This window comes from Acinetobacter towneri, from assembly GCF_001758345.1.
In the GTDB taxonomy this organism is placed as follows: Bacteria; Pseudomonadota; Gammaproteobacteria; order Pseudomonadales; family Moraxellaceae; genus Acinetobacter; species Acinetobacter towneri_A.
In genome coordinates, this window is sequence record NZ_MKQS01000013.1 from 20,728 (window position 1) to 36,107 (window position 15,380).

Genomic DNA, 15,380 nt, shown 5'->3' on the forward strand with positions numbered 1-15,380 from the left:
AAACTCAGTCACTAAAAAAATGCGAATAAAAGTAAGTTTTTGATCTAATTTGTTCTTTTTAATAATTTTGAAATATCTCCTTAATATTACTGTCGCATTTGTAAGGAATACTTAGCACCAATAGAGAACAGCGGTAGATCAACTCTACTTCTGAACAATGTTTAGGACTAAAAAACAATAGTCTGTATTGGAGCTACACATGAAAAAAACGCTTTGCGCATTAGCAGTTGGGGCAACCTTATTTACACCAGCACTAGCTATGGCTGCTGATGTTAAAGTTTATGGTCGTGCACACGTATCTTTAGACTATCTTGATGATGGTAAAGACTACAACGAAGTTGGTCTTTCTTCTAACTCATCACGTTTAGGCTTCAAAGCTGAACAAAAATTAGAAAATGGCATGACTGTTTTTGGTCAAATTGAACAAGAAATTAACTTTGCTAGCGGTTCTGCAAATGATGATTTAGAGTTTGCTACTCGTGATACTTTTGTAGGTTTAAAAGGTGACTTCGGTCAAGCGCGTGTAGGTCGTTTTGACAGCCCATTTAAAGCTGCACGTGGTCCAGTCAACTTCTTTGGTGCCCAAGTTGGTGACATCCGTAACGTAACTCGTGCTGGTAACTTACGTTTTGATGAGCGTAATGCGAATACAATTGAATATCAAACCCCTAAATTTGGCGGTGGTTTTAATGTTCTAGCTGCACTTTCTTTACATGAAGGTAATAGTGCTGGTTATCCTTCTAAAGTAACTAAAACCTCAACAAAAACAATCCGTATTGTAGATGCAAACGGTAAAGAACAAGTTATTACAGTACCAGACACTACAACAACAATTGCTGAAAAAGGTGACTCTAAAAAAGATAAAGCTTACGACTTAGCTTTAACTTATAAAGAAGGTCCGGTTGATTTTGCTGCTGCGTATGAGCGCTATGAAGAAGAAGCAAGAGGTGGTGAGCGTGATGGCTTCCGTATTGCCGCTGCATACAAAATCACACCTGAGTTTAATTTAGGTGCGCTATATCAATTGTTAACACATGATGATGATAAAGCAAACCCAGATGCACAAGTCTTTGGCGTAGCAGCAGACTATAAAGTTGCGCCGAAGACTTATGTACGTGGTCAAGTATTCCATCGTGACGTAGATGCTGATGATGCAAATGCAACATTATTGGCAGTAGGTGTTGAGCACCGTTTAGACAAAGCAGTACGTGTATACGCAAACCTTGCAACTATGCTTAATGACACCAAATCAAACTTAACACCATGGTCACAAGGTCGTTCAAACAACGTTGGTGGCGTGAATGACGAAGATGCTTTAGGTCTTTCTTTAGGTTTCCGTTACGACTTCTAAGTCTTAACCGAACTTAAAACATAAAAAACACGCTTCGGCGTGTTTTTTATTGCATGTTTAAAAATCTGAATAAAAACCGAACCAGTAAATTTGCTGACTTGGTTTTTTTATAGCTCAAGTTTTAACAACAAAGCCTTTCTTTCATTAACGCTTTAAAAACCCAGACACTAAATTCATGACTTGTTGAATATCGTCGTTGGCTTCTTGTTTACTGGTTTGCTCACCTTGGGGTGTCAATGAATCAATAATTTGCGGCAATACTGTAGAAATTGCACTATAAATATCTTGCTTTGGTGCCTGAGTTTGCTGTGCAACCTGTTCTACATCCGCATCATCAAATAAGTTTTGTACTTGATCAGGCTGCACTTGCGCATTTTCACCCGGGCCTGTAGACACCCAGTCATCCACCTGACTGGTTAAGCCTTGTCCTTTTAGTTTATCCAAAGCGCCTTGCAAGCCACCCTGTTTTTGAATCCATGCCAACACCAAAGGCAAAACTGCAATCAATAAACTTTGTGTACCTGAAGCACCTGTAGCAGAACGCTGTTGTTGCCCACCCAACTGACCTAATACAGAACCCAAAATACCACCCAAGCCGCCTTGTGCAGATTGTTGGTTATTGCCACCAAGTTGCCCCAAAACCGAGCCTAAAATACCGCCCAATCCACCCTGAGATTGATTAGATTGCTGATTTGCACCCAATGCTTGCTTTGCCAATATTTCAACAATATTGCTTAAATTGGTCATTTTATTTTCCTCATCATGCTCTATGACAGCATACGAAGTTTTGACTGAATTGCGCGCTTGAAATTGTTAAATTTTGCAATATCCTATATTTATGTTAAGCATTTAACATTATTATGTTTTTGTTAGTTTAATCCTGCACTTACCAACGGAATTTATCCCAATTTTCAGGATTTGCCCAAAACTTTGAGTTAAACCAATCAGGTACGTGCTTATAAGTTAAAATATTAAATTGCCATAAGCATAAATGATGCTCCTCAAAGCGATGTTCAATCAATTGCGTAAAACCAAGCGCTCTAAGCAATTTCTCATCTTGACGCGTAGCAACCACCACAATACGCTTTGCAAATAAGTCACGTAGCTTCACCAAAATTTGCGAGGTGTGTTGCGACGTCTGCGAAGCAAAATCTGAAGCATCCAAAAATACAACTGCCAAATCAAAACGTTGGGTAAAAGGCAGATTTAAAAATGCCAATGCGCTAAAATACTGCCATTGGATAGTTGGCTGCTCATCAGCCGCTTGATTGTTATGCTTCGGGCTTGCTTCAATATTTTGCCCTATACACAATGCAGTCGAAATTGGCTGTTGTTGAGATAAATCATCAATCAATGCTTGAATTAAACGCATTTCAGCCATCACTGCATTCCTTCATTTTTGAGAGAGTATTCTTATGGAACTACAAGGCATTTGCCATAAAATGCACGCAGGTCTTAAGGACCATAGTGTAACTGATGAACAGGTACAAAAGGCAAATGTTGAATATAAATTTATTCTAGACCGTTCAGAAATTGACCTGCCTTTTCAGCTTGGGCAAGAACTTAAACTGGAATGGACTGGCAAGATTTATTGTGTTTCTTGTGGCGTAAAAACCCCAAAATCCTATTCGCAAGGGCATTGCTTTAAGTGTTTTAAAACTAAAGCATCTTGTGATATGTGCATTATGAAACCTGAAACCTGTCATTATCATTTAGGGACTTGTCGTGAAGATAGTTTTGCACATGAGGTCTGCTTTCAACCACATATTGTCTATTTAGCCAACTCCAGCGCTTTAAAAGTGGGAATTACCCGTCTAGGACAAATGCCAACACGCTGGCTTGATCAAGGTGCAACCCAAGCCTTGCCAATTATGAAAGTTGGTTCACGCCGTTTATCTGGGCAACTCGAAATCATGTTTGGTTCACAAGTGGCAGATAAAACGGACTGGCGTAAACTGCTTAAAGGTGAAGCAGCACCTTTGAACTTAATTGAAGTGCGCGAACAGCTCATTGAAGAGTTTGCACCTAAAATTCAAACTATTCGTGATGAATTTAGTCAAAACTTAGAATTCAATGAAACCGTTGAATTGTTAGATCAAGAGCCACCACGTGAGTTTGTCTATCCTGTAGAGCAATATCCTGAAAAGATCAAATCGCATAATTTGGATAAAACCCCAATTATTCGCGGTAAGTTACAAGGTATTAAAGGACAATATCTCATATTAGATACTGGCGTGATTAACATTCGCAAATACACAGGTTATGAATTAAAAATCCGCGCTGAATGAGCCACAAATATTCTTAGTCAACGCTTTCACAAGCACAAAAAAACCAGCAAATTTGCTGGTTTTTTCTTTGATGATAAATATGACTATTTGATTTTCGCTTGAGACTTCAAATATTGAGTGTAGTCATCCAACTCTTGCTGAGCACGAAGTTGTTGATATAACTGCGCCAATTCTTTGAGCTGTTCAGGCGTTAAAGCATTCGAAGTGGTGTCATTTACATTCGATACAGCAACCACAACCAGTTCATTCGGTAAAGATGCTGTAGTCACTGACCACATGCCTTGCTTAGGTGCAAGTACACTAAAAGCAGCACGTTCAATATCGCGCTTTAACAAACCATCTGCACGGGTGAATGTGCCTGCATTTTCAAAACGGATTTGGTTTTTGGCCAAAACGGTCGCTGCAGGCTGAGTTTTAAAGGCATCCAATGTGGCTTGAATATCTTTTTTGGCTGCATCAAAGGCTTTTTTCTCAATCAATTTAGCTTTTACGCGTGGTGTTGCCTCTTCCAAAGTTTGCACACCTGCAGCATGGTAATTACGCACTTTAACCCATACCACATCACCATTCGCTAAAGTAATATTACTAGATGCGTTACGGTCGCCATTTTTCACATCATCATTAAACAATTTAACTTTAACAGTTGGCTGACTTAAAACAGGATGCTGTGACGCTAAAGTTAAACCAGTGATAGATTCGACTTTGGCTGTTTTCACTTCTTCCGCTACCACATCTAAAGCATCACTACTCACCACCAATTCATTTAAGCTGTTGATGGTATCGGTATACGCATTTTCAGTTTTGGTTTTTTGCAATTCCGCCGTTAAACGTGCTTTTTGAGTTTCAAACGCAGGCACCTGAACCGTAGCACCTTCTGTTTGAATTACGTGATAACCATATTGAGTTTTGATAGGCTGTGATACTTCTCCTGATTTTAAGCTACCCACGGCTTTATCAAAAGCATCACCAAATACACCTATTTCATAACCTGCAACCACACCACCTTTGGCTTTAGACTCAGGATCGTCCGAATACTTTTGCGCAGATGCAGCAAATCTTGTACCTTGCTTAATTTCAGCAACCGCTTGCTGTGCAAGTTTTTTTGCTGCGGCATCATCACGTGCATCCGTGGTGATTAAAATATGTTTCACTGTAGGTACAGCAGCACCTTTTTGAGTTTCGACAAACTTTTGATACGCCTGTTGTAACTCTGCTTCAGTGACAGTCGCATTTGCAGGTGCAATATTCGCTGGAGTCACCACAATAAAATCGACATCAACACTGGCTACCTGTTTAAAGTCATTCGCATGCTGTTCGTAATAGGCTGCAATTTCTTGCGCATTTGTAGTGATATTTTTCTTGTAGTTATCTAACTTGATGCTAGATAAATGCAAAGTACGTTGCTGGGTTTGTAAGTTGGCAATTTGCTGAATATCAGATGGGCTAACTAAAGCATAATCAGTAAAGCTAGCACTGAGCATTTTTAACGCATGGTCTTGACGTAAATTTGCCACAAGCGCCTGATTGGTCATGCCTACAGATTGAAGATAGTTCGCATACAAGCTTTCAGAAAACTTGCCATCTTGTTGGAAATTCGGTTGCTGTGCAATCATTTGTTCAATTTGCGCATCGCTCAAAGAAACCCCTAATTTCTCTGCTTGTTGTAATAACAAAGTACGTGCAACCAAAGTATCTTTTGCTTTGTTTTGAATATAATTTTGATTCAATAGTGTTTCGTCACCATTGGTATAAGCCAAGTATTGTTCTTTCAGCGAGTTGGTCAGATTGTCTAGTTCTCGTTTTGAAATTTGCTGACCATTCACGGTTTGTGCAGTGTCTTCAGACTGACCACCACTAAAATATCCTTCAATACCTACAAGTGCTAAAGGGGTCAAGAATAAAACGAGCAAAACTTTGCCCAACCAACCCTTAATAACTTTACGAAAAGATTCCATAAGTATTCCAATATTTTATTTGCGGAAGATTTTAACTGAAAACCCTCAGCGAATGAATGCGTTGACGCCTTTTATTGACATTATTAATAAAAAACGCGCCAATTGGCGCGCTTTCTTGGCATTTTAAAAGATTATGCTACTGAATCTTTTAAACCTTTACCCGCTTTAAAGCTTGGTACTTTGCTTGCTTTAATTTCAAGTGTAGCACCTGTTTGTGGGTTACGACCTGTGCGAGCAGCACGCTCTTTCACATTAAATGTACCAAAACCAACGAGGGTTACAGTATCACCCGCTTTAAGCGCTTCAGTAATAGAAGCAATTGTTGCGTCTAAGGCCTTACCTGCATCAGTCTTAGACAACCCCCCTTTCTCTGCAATTGCATCGATTAATTCTGATTTATTCATGAAGATTACGTCCTCTTAATATCGTTTATTTAAGGTCCAGAGATTTAATTTAAATTACCGTAACGCCTTTATAGCAATGCTTTGAGGGTAAAAGCAATACTCCCTGTACGCTTTTATGCAAAATAAATGGTAAAAAACGATGGAGCATAAGATACTATTGACAATTAGTCTAAAACCCGCCTCTCATCCACATCTGCATGTTTCTAAATCTAGGCTAGACACGTTTACTTTTTGCAACATCTTCTTTTAATTGTTTATTTTCTTCAATCAAGGCATCAACTTTGGCATGTAATTGTAATACTAAATGCTCTAAATGTTGAAGATCTTTTGCTGTTACTAAGCCAATTCTATTTAAAGAATGATTTACACTATGGTCAATTAAACGTTCGACTTTATCTTTAGTATCAATCACCGATTCTTTGGCTTTTTCAGACACCTTTTCAACAGTTTGATCGGCTATTTCTGTAGTTTTGGATTCTAATTCCTCACCCACTTTGACCAGAGAGTCAAACAATTTATTGCCTTCTTCTTCTGCACGTGAAAATGCACCTAAACCCGCCAACCAAATTTGCTTGGTATATTTACGAAAGTCGAGTGATGATTTACGTCCTGAACGTAATTTATCTTTATTTTTCAATGTGATTTCTTGCTCAACCAAATGCTCTTTTACGCTATCCGTCATTTTTTCCATGAACCTCTCCTGCTTATTTTATGCGCACATAAATGTAATAAACCTACAAAATGCTTTCATAATAGCAAATTAAATACTTGATCGTTTTGCTAAACTGTTCTACAAAGCATGATTATTCGCTGCGCTTCTATAAGACTTATTCGCTATGAAGCGCAAAACAAGGAATTCAACTTTAGATTTAGGGACTTGATTTTATGAGTGATTCGCAACAAAGACAAAGTAATCCACATTTGTTGCTGACCATGCTCATGATTGTGTTAGAAACAATTTTTAGCTTTATTCTGAAACATGATCGTGTGGTCGCTTTGCAGGCTAAAAAATTTGTTAACCATAAAGTCACCATTAAAATTAATAGCTATATTCCTTATTTCGATATTTACGTGGAATTCAATCCAAATGGCATCTTCTTTGACACCAAAGCACCCGAACAAGCTGTCGATTTAGATGTACGCACCACCCTCATAGATTTATTCAAAATCTTTATTTTAGGTAATCGTCGCAGTATTAAACACATGCGTATAGATGGTGACATTACTCTGAAAGATGAATTTCGTGATCTGATTTTGCATTTTAGTGCGCCCAAAGTTTTAGCCGACTGGAAACAATGGCTGAAAGAAGCACCTCAAGAACAAGAGTTGATCGCTTCTAAAAAGCGCATTGCCCCACTTTTAGATAAAATTGATGAACAACGCTCTAAAATCAACACCTTACAAGTTGAGCTTAAACAGTACAAAAACCGCATTCGTCGAATTGAACGCCGTCAAAAGCGCATTAACATCGCCTTTGGTGTAATAACGGTATTATCAATTACGTTATTAGTGTATAATTTATGGGTCGTTTAAACGCATTGAAATATAAAATAAAAACAGCGTAAATCCTCGCGCACAATATCACAATAAAATACTTGACTATTTTAGTCGGGATTCATAGAATACCCATATCTAGTCTAATCATGTGTATCGAATCATGCGCTTAACAACTCGCGGTCGCTACGCAGTGACTGCTCTACTTGATTTAGCTTTGCAGCCAACTGAACAAACGATCACGCTTGCTGAAATTGCAGCCCGTCAAACTATTTCTGTTGCTTATCTTGAGCAGTTATTCGCAAAACTTAAGCGCCACGGCTTAGTGTCTAGTGTTCGCGGTGCTAACGGTGGCTACCATTTAGCACGTAGTGCAAATGAAATCACTGTGCTAGAAATCATTGAAGCCGTAAACGAAACTGTTGATGCAACGCGTTGCGACCATAAAGGCAACTGTCAAAATGGTGCAATGTGCTTGACTCACGACTTATGGCAGGAACTCTCCCATCATATTGCCGACTATCTCGCTAAAATCTCACTTGCTGACTTAGTTGCGCGTGACAACGTACAAACTGTTGCCATCCGCCAGAACACAGCACCGTTTGATTCAGCTCTTTTATCGGTTACAGGTATTTGACATGAAACGTCCAATTTATCTTGACTACGCAGCAACCACTCCTGTAGATCCTCAAGTTGCAGAACGCATGATGGAGTGCCTGACTTTTGATGGGACTTTCGGTAATGCCGCTTCTCGTTCGCACGCTTATGGCTGGCAAGCAGAAGAAAAAGTTGAATATGCTCGTGAGCAAGTTGCAAACTTGATCAAAGCAGACCCGCGTGAAATCGTATGGACTTCTGGTGCAACAGAATCAGATAACCTTGCACTGAAAGGCGTAGCACAATTCTATGCGTCTAAAGGTAAACACATTATCACTTCTAAAATTGAGCACAAAGCCATTTTAGATACCTGCCGTGAGCTTGAATCTGAAGGTTTTGAAATCACCTACTTAGACCCACAACCACAAACAGGTTTAATTACACCTGAAATGGTCGAAGCGGCAATTCGTCCAGACACCATTTTAGTGTCGTTGATGATGGTGAATAACGAAATTGGTACGATTACCGATGTTGCTGCAATTGGTGAAATCACCCGTGCTAAAAAAATCTTCTTCCATGTCGATGCTGCCCAAGCTGCTGGTAAAGTAGAAATTGATTTATCCACCTTAAAAGTAGATTTAATGAGCTTCTCTGCACACAAAATCTACGGTCCTAAAGGTGTTGGTGCGCTATTTGTACGTCGTAGTCCACGTGTACGCTTGAAAGCACAAATGCATGGTGGTGGTCATGAGCGTGGCATGCGTTCAGGCACACTAGCAACCCACCAAATTGTAGGTATGGGTGAAGCATTTGAACTTGCAGGGAAAAACTTGGCTTCTGAGCAAGCCCGTTTACGTGTATTACGTGACAAACTTTGGAATGGCTTGAACAGCATGGAACAAGTATTCCTGAATGGTCATCCAACGCTAAACGTTGCTAACTACTTAAATGTCAGCTTCAACTTTGTTGAAGGTGAATCCTTAATGATGTCTCTTAAAGATGCTGCGGTATCTTCAGGTTCTGCGTGCACTTCAGCGACTTTAGAGCCATCTTATGTATTACGTGCACTAGGTCTTTCAGACGAACTTGCACACAGCTCAATTCGTTTCAGTTTTGGTAAATACACCACTGAAGAAGATATTGATCATGTCCTAACTGTGACTAAAGCTGCTGTTGAAAAGTTACGTGAACTTTCACCGCTTTGGGATATGTATAAAGAAGGGATTGACCTTTCTAAAGTAGAATGGACTGAACACTAATTCATCCCAAATCTAATGGCTTTGACAGGAAGCCATTAGATTGATAAAGGTAATTTCACCCCCATATTTATATTAAGGCTGACCCCGAGGTTTGGAGAAGCGACATGGCTTATAGCGATAAAGTAATTGATCATTACGAAAACCCTCGTAATGTTGGCGTTTTAGACAAAAATGCTGAAAACGTTGGTACAGGTATGGTGGGCGCACCTGCATGTGGCGATGTAATGCGTCTGCAAATTCAAGTCAATGACGAAGGCGTAATTGAAGAAGCACGTTTCAAAACTTATGGTTGTGGTTCTGCCATTGCCTCAAGTTCTTTGGTTACTGAATGGCTTAAAGGTAAAACTTTAGATGAAGCACAAGCCATCAAAAATATTGATATTGCAACCGAACTTGCACTCCCACCTGTGAAAGTGCACTGTTCTGTATTGGCAGAAGATGCTATTAAAGCTGCTGTAGAAGACTATCGCAGCAAAAAGACCAAAGCTTAATTTACTAAGTTTTGTGGAAAAATAAACGGAGTTTTCATGATCAATTTAACTGAAAATGCTGCAACTCATATCAGCAATTACTTAAAGAATCGCGGTAAGGGTCAAGGTATTCGCGTTGGTGTGAAAACTTCAGGCTGTTCTGGTTTGGCTTATGTACTCGAATTTGTAGATGAAGTCGATACGCATGATCAAATGTTTGAACAGTTTGGTGTTAAAGTTTTCGTTGATCCGAAAAGCCTAGTTTACCTTGATGGCATGGAAATGGACTATGTCAAAAATGGTTTAAACGAAGGTTTCGAGTTTAACAACCCCAATAAAAAAGGTGAATGTGGCTGCGGTGAATCGTTCACGGTATAACAGCCGCTTCCCTCTTTTTAGTTTAAAACAGTGTACAATACACTGTTTTAATTGTATTTATTCAGCCAATTTTGCACACTAATCGCGGATTCCATCTCCCATGAATCATTTTGAGTTGTTTAATCTTCCTGTTGCACTCGATATTGATTTTGCTACTTTAAAAGCTGAATTTTTAAAGCTACAGCAGCAATATCACCCCGACAAAGCCGAAGACAAAGATCAGGCATTGATTAAATCTAGTGAAATTAATCAGGCATTTAAACAACTTTCTGCTGTAGATAGTCGTGCTGCATATTTACTCTCATTGAAAAAGCAAGATTATCATCTCGATCAATCCATTCATGATTTTGAATTTTTACAAGACGCCTTGGAAATTCGTGAGCAATTGGATGATGCCAGTTGTGCCGATGACTTACAGTCTTTGAAAGTTGAAGTACAACAATGGGTTGATGGTTTAGTCCGTGAATTTAAAATTGACTATGCCGAAGAAGATTGGGCAGAAGCACGTGACACTGTGCGTAAATTGCGCTTTTTCACAAAAATCATGGCTGACATAGACAAAGCTGAAGATCGTTTCCTAGATGATGACAGTTTTGATTTAGACGATGATTTTTAATTTTAGTTTGTATTTTAATATTTAACGGGCAAAGGATTTTACATAATGGCGCTCTTGCAAATTGCAGAACCAGGTCAATCAAGTGCACCGCATGAACATCGCATTGCAATTGGCATTGACTTAGGCACCACTCATTCATTGGTCGCCACAGTTCTTTCTGGTAAAGCCAAAGTCTTGCATGATGAGCAAGGTCGCGTGCTACTGCCTTCTATCGTCCATTATGCAGCGCAAAATACACATTACGGCAATGCTGCTGCGCCATTTATTACTACAGACCCTAAAAACACCATTGTTTCAGTCAAGCGTTTTATGGGTCGCTCTAAAGCTGACATCAAATTTCAACATCCATACACGTTAGTGGGTGAAGACAATCAAATGCCTGCGTTTGAAACAGCTCAAGGGCGTAAAACGCCTGTTGAAATTTCTGCAGAATTGCTTAAACAACTCAAAGACCGCGCAGAAGCCAGCTTACAAAACCCTGTAAATGGTGCCGTGATTACTGTACCTGCATATTTTGATGAAGCGCAACGTCAAGCTACACGTGATGCTGCCGAGCTTGCAGGTTTAAACGTATTACGCTTATTGAACGAACCAACAGCAGCTGCTGTAGCTTACGGTTTAGATCAAGACACTAACTTAGCACAAGACCGTAACTATGTGATTTACGACTTGGGCGGTGGTACTTTTGACGTTTCTATTTTACGTTTCTCTCAGGGTGTTTTTGAAGTTTTAGCTACAGGCGGTCACACTGCTTTAGGTGGTGACGACTTAGATCGTCTGATTGTAAAATGGGCAAAAAAACAGCTGAATATTGAAAGCTTGGATGATGCAGAATATGCACACTTTATTGTGTCTGCACGTAAAGCTAAAGAAGCGCTCAGCAATGCAGAAAATGTTGAATTAAAACTGTTAGAACATACGCTGCAATTAGACCGTGCAAACTTTGAAAGTATTATTCAAGTTGCTTTGGATAAAACCATTAGTGTTTGCAAACGCGTATTGCGCGATGCCAAACTTGAACTAGACGACATTCAAAATGTGGTTTTAGTCGGTGGTTCAACACGTTCTTATGCTGTACAAAAAGCTGTACGTGAAGTGTTTAATCAAGAACCATTATGCACGATTAACCCAGACGAAGTGGTTGCAATTGGCGCGTCAATTACCGCCAATCAACTGATTGGTAACAGTAAAGATGGTTCATTACTCTTAGATGTTACCCCACTGTCTTTAGGTTTAGAAACCATGGGCGGTTTGGTGGAACGTTTAATTTCACGCAATACTGCAATTCCTGTAGCACGTCGCCAAGAATTTACCACTTATCAAGACGGTCAAACTGCCATGCTCATTCATGTGGTACAAGGTGAACGTGATTTGGTAGAACATTGCCGTAGCTTAGGTCGTTTTGTGCTGCATGGTATTCCACCAATGACTGCGGGTCAGGCGCGTATCGAAGTTACCTTTCAAGTCGATGCAGATGGCTTACTTAGTGTTTCAGCCAAAGAAACCACCTCTGGTGTAACTGCGAATATCGATATCAAGCCATCTTATGGTTTATCTGAAGCAGATACCGAGCGTTTGCTGCTAGATGGTTTCAAATATGCAGAAGAAGACAAGCTATTGCGCCATTTGCATGAAACCAAAGTTGAAGCACAACGTGAACTTGAAGCTTTACAACAAGCCTTAAAGGTGGATGCACAACTTTTAAGCTCAGAACAGTTGCAAGCTTTAAATAATGCCAAAGCGCAGTTAGAAGCCGAGTTGACTGGGCAAGACATTAAAGCCATTGAACATGCTGTTGAACAGCTTAAAATACACAGTGATGCTTTTGCTGCGCTTCGCATGAATCAACATATTGATGCAGCACTCAAAGGCACTAAACTCGATGACTGGTCAAACTCAAACTAATTTAAGGTAAAGATTATGCCACGTATTAAAGTACTTCCACATGCGCAATTCTGCCCAGAAGGTGCTGAGTTTGAAGTCGAACAAAATGCCAACTTATGCGAAAGCTTACTTGAAAATGGCATTAAAATTGAACATGCTTGTGATATGTCTTGTGCATGCACGACCTGTCACGTTGTGGTTCGTAAAGGCTTTGACAGCCTAGAAGAAATGGATGACGTGGAAGCAGATTTATTAGACCGTGCTTGGGGCTTAGAGCCTGATTCACGCTTATCTTGTCAGGTGAAAGTGGTCAATGAAGACTTGGAAGTTGAAATTCCAAAGTACACCATTAACCATGCTTCAGAAAATCATTAATCAGAAAATGATTCTAAATCTAAAAAACTGCGTTACTACGCAGTTTTTTTATTGCACAACTTCAGCTTTAAAAAGCTTGAGGATTTAAAAGTTAAACTAAATCAGTCTGATAAGAAATTTTAGTGTTTTTCAGGAATATGCGTTTTGGCAATTTCTTGAACAGGTGCATGTTCAATAACTTCATCCTCAAGATTGAGTTTTACAATCCCCTGTGAGTTGGTCAATTTTTGCTGGGTTTGAATTCTTTTAATCATTTTTTCTAATACGGTAATGAGTTCAGGATATTCAAAATTCTGCACTTCATCCAAATTTAGCAACAAATGGAAGCCTTTATACTCGTAGTCAAACCAACGCTGATAATCCGACTTGCTGGCCGCATATTTTTCCATCACTTGCCAAGTTTTTACAGGGCCTTGAATCCCCTTTAAAAAGATCGGTGCTTTTGGCGCACACAAATAATCATTTTTAATCAGTTTATAAGTATCATCTGAAAGTAAAATTTCATCGACTTCTGCAGCACTTTGTAAACGTGCGGCTAAGTTAGCATCACGTCCAACAATGGTATATGCCATACGATGTGCTGCACCGTAGTTCCCAACGTGGCAATATCCTGTACTGATACCCATACGAATATGTAAAGGTGGATAACCCATTTTGACCCAACGCTCGCGTAACAATTTCATTTGCTGACGCATTGCGATTGCCATGTCTACACAAGTTTTAGCATCTTGCTCAACGCCTTGCGAATTTGGATCGCCAAAGAAAATCAGAATCGCATCACCCATGAATTTATCTACCGTCGCTTCATATTGTTTGGCAATTTCGGTCATGTGGCTTAAATAATCATTGAGTAAGAATGCTAAATCATCTGGAATCAGTGTTTCAGAAAGCTCAGTAAAGCCTTGAATATCTGAAAAGAAAATTGTCAATTTTTTTCGTTTATATTCGATTTTCGCTTCCGACTCGCCCTTCATAATGGATTGCCATAATTGTAAAGGTGCATAGCGACTTAGTTGATTGGCAAATTCTATATATCGATTCATTTGCCTATAGTAATGATCTTTTTTTGCCATAGTATAGCGAATACGACGTGCTTGATACGCACTGCCCATTCCAAAATAAAAAATCATACATAAAAAAGCTAAAATCGTAAGCTCACTACTGCTTTGTTGAAAATATTCGTTAAAACCAAAAATAAAAATATTACAAAAATAAAAAACTGTGACACCCAATAAGGAAGCGAATGCCACCCAAAAAGAAGAAACTTTAATATAAATCGCGGTATATAACAGGGCAAATAAAGCAGCAAAAGTAAGTACCAAATTCAGTTGTACCGCAGACAAACATGCCGCAACCACTACAGTATCAATAATAAACAGGATATTACGCTTAACTTGACGACTATATTTATATTGCAGCCAACGGGAAAATTTAGGAATAATCAGTAATAAAAAAGTGAGAAAAAATGGAAGATAAATTTGATAATTGGTATCGGCGTAGGTGTAGTGATAGACCACCATCATTAGGGATAAACTTGCATACCCGACTAATCGATGCAGAAATTCGAATTGTTGAGGATCTCTTTTCATCCAATTGTACATGAATAACGCGGCCTAATTCGATTTTTGGATTAAAAAGCCACGCATGCTGCGTGGCAATTAATTCAATTAATCCATTCGCCAGTCAAATGGCATATCGCCTTGCCCACGCAGAGCAAGCATTAAGGTTTGACGCATGTGAGCCAAAACTTCATTGCTATATGGTACAGCTGGGGTACCCCAAACAGGTTTAGGCCAAGCTACATCATTTTGATAACGCACGACATGATGAAAATGCAATTGTGGAACCATATTACCTAAAGCCGCCACATTCATTTTATCGGCACGAAATACGCGTGATAATTGGCTAGATAGCCAGCTGGATTCACGTAAAAATTGTTCTTGGTCTGCCTGACTTAATTCGTATAGTTCTGTAACCCCTGGCACACGTGGAATTAGAATTAACCAAGGGAATTGCATATCATTCATTAAACGACATGTTGACAGAGGAAAGTCGCCTACAAAAAAAGTATCTTGAGCAAGTTGTGGGTGCAAACTAAACATATCTTTATAAATGACGCAAATTGTAATGATGACTAATACTATCACATCCCCAGTACACTGAGTATCATTCCCATCATGTTTCCATGTAAATAAAGTGCAATTTTAACCAAATTCATCATAAATAATTTTCATCATAGAATCAGAGGTTTCTTAGAAATTTTTCATAATTTACTCATGTGTTATTTAGGTAGATTTGCATTTTTCAAC

At 39.2% G+C, this 15,380-nt stretch carries 17 protein-coding genes; 10 read left to right on the top strand and 7 right to left on the bottom strand.

What is annotated here, in order from left to right; all coding sequences use genetic code 11:
- Positions 1–199 precede the first annotated feature (199 nt).
- Complete coding sequence (locus BJN41_RS08245) at positions 200–1,351, top strand: porin (protein ID WP_070154500.1); 1,152 nt, start codon at positions 200–202, stop codon at positions 1,349–1,351.
- A gap of 144 nt (positions 1,352–1,495) precedes the next feature.
- Here BJN41_RS08245 and BJN41_RS08250 read toward each other — a convergent pair whose 3' ends face one another.
- Positions 1,496–2,098 (bottom strand): YidB family protein, encoded by a 603-nt coding sequence (locus BJN41_RS08250; RefSeq protein ID WP_070154502.1) that lies wholly within the window; start codon positions 2,096–2,098, stop codon positions 1,496–1,498.
- 139 nt (positions 2,099–2,237) lie between these two features.
- A complete protein-coding gene (locus BJN41_RS08255; RefSeq protein WP_070154504.1) occupies positions 2,238–2,732 on the bottom strand; it encodes a DUF6231 family protein in 495 nt (164 codons plus the stop codon).
- Positions 2,733–2,766: 34 nt separating this feature from the next.
- Between BJN41_RS08255 and BJN41_RS08260 the strand changes: the two genes are divergently transcribed.
- The gene (locus BJN41_RS08260; protein WP_070154506.1) at positions 2,767–3,639 is read left to right on the top strand and encodes a DUF2797 domain-containing protein; all 873 of its coding nucleotides are present in this window, start codon (positions 2,767–2,769) and stop codon (positions 3,637–3,639) included.
- Positions 3,640–3,722: 83 nt separating this feature from the next.
- Here BJN41_RS08260 and BJN41_RS08265 read toward each other — a convergent pair whose 3' ends face one another.
- From BJN41_RS08265 to BJN41_RS08275, 3 genes are all read right to left on the bottom strand, one after another.
- A complete protein-coding gene (locus BJN41_RS08265; RefSeq protein WP_070154508.1) occupies positions 3,723–5,594 on the bottom strand; it encodes a SurA N-terminal domain-containing protein in 1,872 nt (623 codons plus the stop codon).
- 131 nt (positions 5,595–5,725) lie between these two features.
- Positions 5,726–5,998 (bottom strand): HU family DNA-binding protein, encoded by a 273-nt coding sequence (locus BJN41_RS08270; protein ID WP_004976639.1) that lies wholly within the window; start codon positions 5,996–5,998, stop codon positions 5,726–5,728.
- 214 nt (positions 5,999–6,212) lie between these two features.
- Complete coding sequence (locus BJN41_RS08275) at positions 6,213–6,680, bottom strand: phasin family protein (RefSeq protein ID WP_167562402.1); 468 nt, start codon at positions 6,678–6,680, stop codon at positions 6,213–6,215.
- A 203-nt stretch (positions 6,681–6,883) separates the two neighbouring features.
- On the opposite strand from BJN41_RS08275, the gene BJN41_RS08280 reads away from it, so the two are divergent.
- The 8 genes from BJN41_RS08280 (at position 6,884) to fdx (ending at position 13,071) form a co-directional block, all read left to right on the top strand.
- Positions 6,884–7,531, top strand: coding sequence for a hypothetical protein (locus tag BJN41_RS08280; protein WP_019837927.1), 648 nt, complete (start codon positions 6,884–6,886; stop codon positions 7,529–7,531).
- A 124-nt stretch (positions 7,532–7,655) separates the two neighbouring features.
- Entirely contained in the window at positions 7,656–8,129 is a 474-nt protein-coding gene (locus BJN41_RS08285) for an Rrf2 family transcriptional regulator (RefSeq protein WP_004976645.1), read from the top strand.
- Between the two features lies 1 nt (position 8,130).
- Entirely contained in the window at positions 8,131–9,348 is a 1,218-nt protein-coding gene (locus BJN41_RS08290; protein ID WP_019837928.1) for an IscS subfamily cysteine desulfurase, read from the top strand.
- A 104-nt stretch (positions 9,349–9,452) separates the two neighbouring features.
- Positions 9,453–9,839 carry a Fe-S cluster assembly scaffold IscU gene (iscU, locus tag BJN41_RS08295; protein ID WP_004976649.1) on the top strand — a complete coding sequence of 129 codons (387 nt, stop codon included), beginning with the start codon at positions 9,453–9,455 and terminating at the stop codon, positions 9,837–9,839.
- Positions 9,840–9,875: 36 nt separating this feature from the next.
- Positions 9,876–10,196, top strand: a complete 321-nt coding sequence (gene iscA / locus BJN41_RS08300) for an iron-sulfur cluster assembly protein IscA (protein WP_004976650.1) — start codon at positions 9,876–9,878, stop codon at positions 10,194–10,196.
- A 100-nt stretch (positions 10,197–10,296) separates the two neighbouring features.
- Positions 10,297–10,812, top strand: coding sequence for a Fe-S protein assembly co-chaperone HscB (hscB, locus tag BJN41_RS08305; RefSeq protein WP_070154510.1), 516 nt, complete (start codon positions 10,297–10,299; stop codon positions 10,810–10,812).
- 45 nt (positions 10,813–10,857) lie between these two features.
- Complete coding sequence (gene hscA / locus BJN41_RS08310; RefSeq protein WP_019836477.1) at positions 10,858–12,717, top strand: Fe-S protein assembly chaperone HscA; 1,860 nt, start codon at positions 10,858–10,860, stop codon at positions 12,715–12,717.
- Positions 12,718–12,732: 15 nt separating this feature from the next.
- Positions 12,733–13,071 carry an ISC system 2Fe-2S type ferredoxin gene (fdx, locus tag BJN41_RS08315; RefSeq protein WP_004976656.1) on the top strand — a complete coding sequence of 113 codons (339 nt, stop codon included), beginning with the start codon at positions 12,733–12,735 and terminating at the stop codon, positions 13,069–13,071.
- A gap of 119 nt (positions 13,072–13,190) precedes the next feature.
- Here the strand turns inward: fdx and BJN41_RS08320 are convergent, their stop codons facing one another.
- Positions 13,191–14,672, bottom strand: coding sequence for an adenylate/guanylate cyclase domain-containing protein (locus tag BJN41_RS08320; protein WP_070154512.1), 1,482 nt, complete (start codon positions 14,670–14,672; stop codon positions 13,191–13,193).
- A gap of 66 nt (positions 14,673–14,738) precedes the next feature.
- On the bottom strand, positions 14,739–15,173 hold the full coding sequence (locus tag BJN41_RS08325) for an HIT domain-containing protein (RefSeq protein WP_004976660.1): 435 nt from the start codon (positions 15,171–15,173) through the stop codon (positions 14,739–14,741).
- Between the last annotated feature and the right edge of the window lie 207 nt (positions 15,174–15,380).

Bases quoted from the DNA above. Each gene is read 5' to 3' on its own strand.
- BJN41_RS08245 (WP_070154500.1), top strand. From the start codon at position 200: ATGAAAAAAACGCTTTGCGCATTAGCAGTTGGGGCAACCTTATTTACA.
- BJN41_RS08250 (WP_070154502.1), bottom strand. From the start codon at position 2,098: ATGACCAATTTAAGCAATATTGTTGAAATATTGGCAAAGCAAGCATTG.
- BJN41_RS08255 (WP_070154504.1), bottom strand. From the start codon at position 2,732: ATGGCTGAAATGCGTTTAATTCAAGCATTGATTGATGATTTATCTCAA.
- BJN41_RS08260 (WP_070154506.1), top strand. From the start codon at position 2,767: ATGGAACTACAAGGCATTTGCCATAAAATGCACGCAGGTCTTAAGGAC.
- BJN41_RS08265 (WP_070154508.1), bottom strand. From the start codon at position 5,594: ATGGAATCTTTTCGTAAAGTTATTAAGGGTTGGTTGGGCAAAGTTTTG.
- BJN41_RS08270 (WP_004976639.1), bottom strand. From the start codon at position 5,998: ATGAATAAATCAGAATTAATCGATGCAATTGCAGAGAAAGGGGGGTTG.
- BJN41_RS08275 (WP_167562402.1), bottom strand. From the start codon at position 6,680: ATGACGGATAGCGTAAAAGAGCATTTGGTTGAGCAAGAAATCACATTG.
- BJN41_RS08280 (WP_019837927.1), top strand. From the start codon at position 6,884: ATGAGTGATTCGCAACAAAGACAAAGTAATCCACATTTGTTGCTGACC.
- BJN41_RS08285 (WP_004976645.1), top strand. From the start codon at position 7,656: ATGCGCTTAACAACTCGCGGTCGCTACGCAGTGACTGCTCTACTTGAT.
- BJN41_RS08290 (WP_019837928.1), top strand. From the start codon at position 8,131: ATGAAACGTCCAATTTATCTTGACTACGCAGCAACCACTCCTGTAGAT.
- iscU (WP_004976649.1), top strand. From the start codon at position 9,453: ATGGCTTATAGCGATAAAGTAATTGATCATTACGAAAACCCTCGTAAT.
- iscA (WP_004976650.1), top strand. From the start codon at position 9,876: ATGATCAATTTAACTGAAAATGCTGCAACTCATATCAGCAATTACTTA.
- hscB (WP_070154510.1), top strand. From the start codon at position 10,297: ATGAATCATTTTGAGTTGTTTAATCTTCCTGTTGCACTCGATATTGAT.
- hscA (WP_019836477.1), top strand. From the start codon at position 10,858: ATGGCGCTCTTGCAAATTGCAGAACCAGGTCAATCAAGTGCACCGCAT.
- fdx (WP_004976656.1), top strand. From the start codon at position 12,733: ATGCCACGTATTAAAGTACTTCCACATGCGCAATTCTGCCCAGAAGGT.
- BJN41_RS08320 (WP_070154512.1), bottom strand. From the start codon at position 14,672: ATGTACAATTGGATGAAAAGAGATCCTCAACAATTCGAATTTCTGCAT.
- BJN41_RS08325 (WP_004976660.1), bottom strand. From the start codon at position 15,173: ATGTTTAGTTTGCACCCACAACTTGCTCAAGATACTTTTTTTGTAGGC.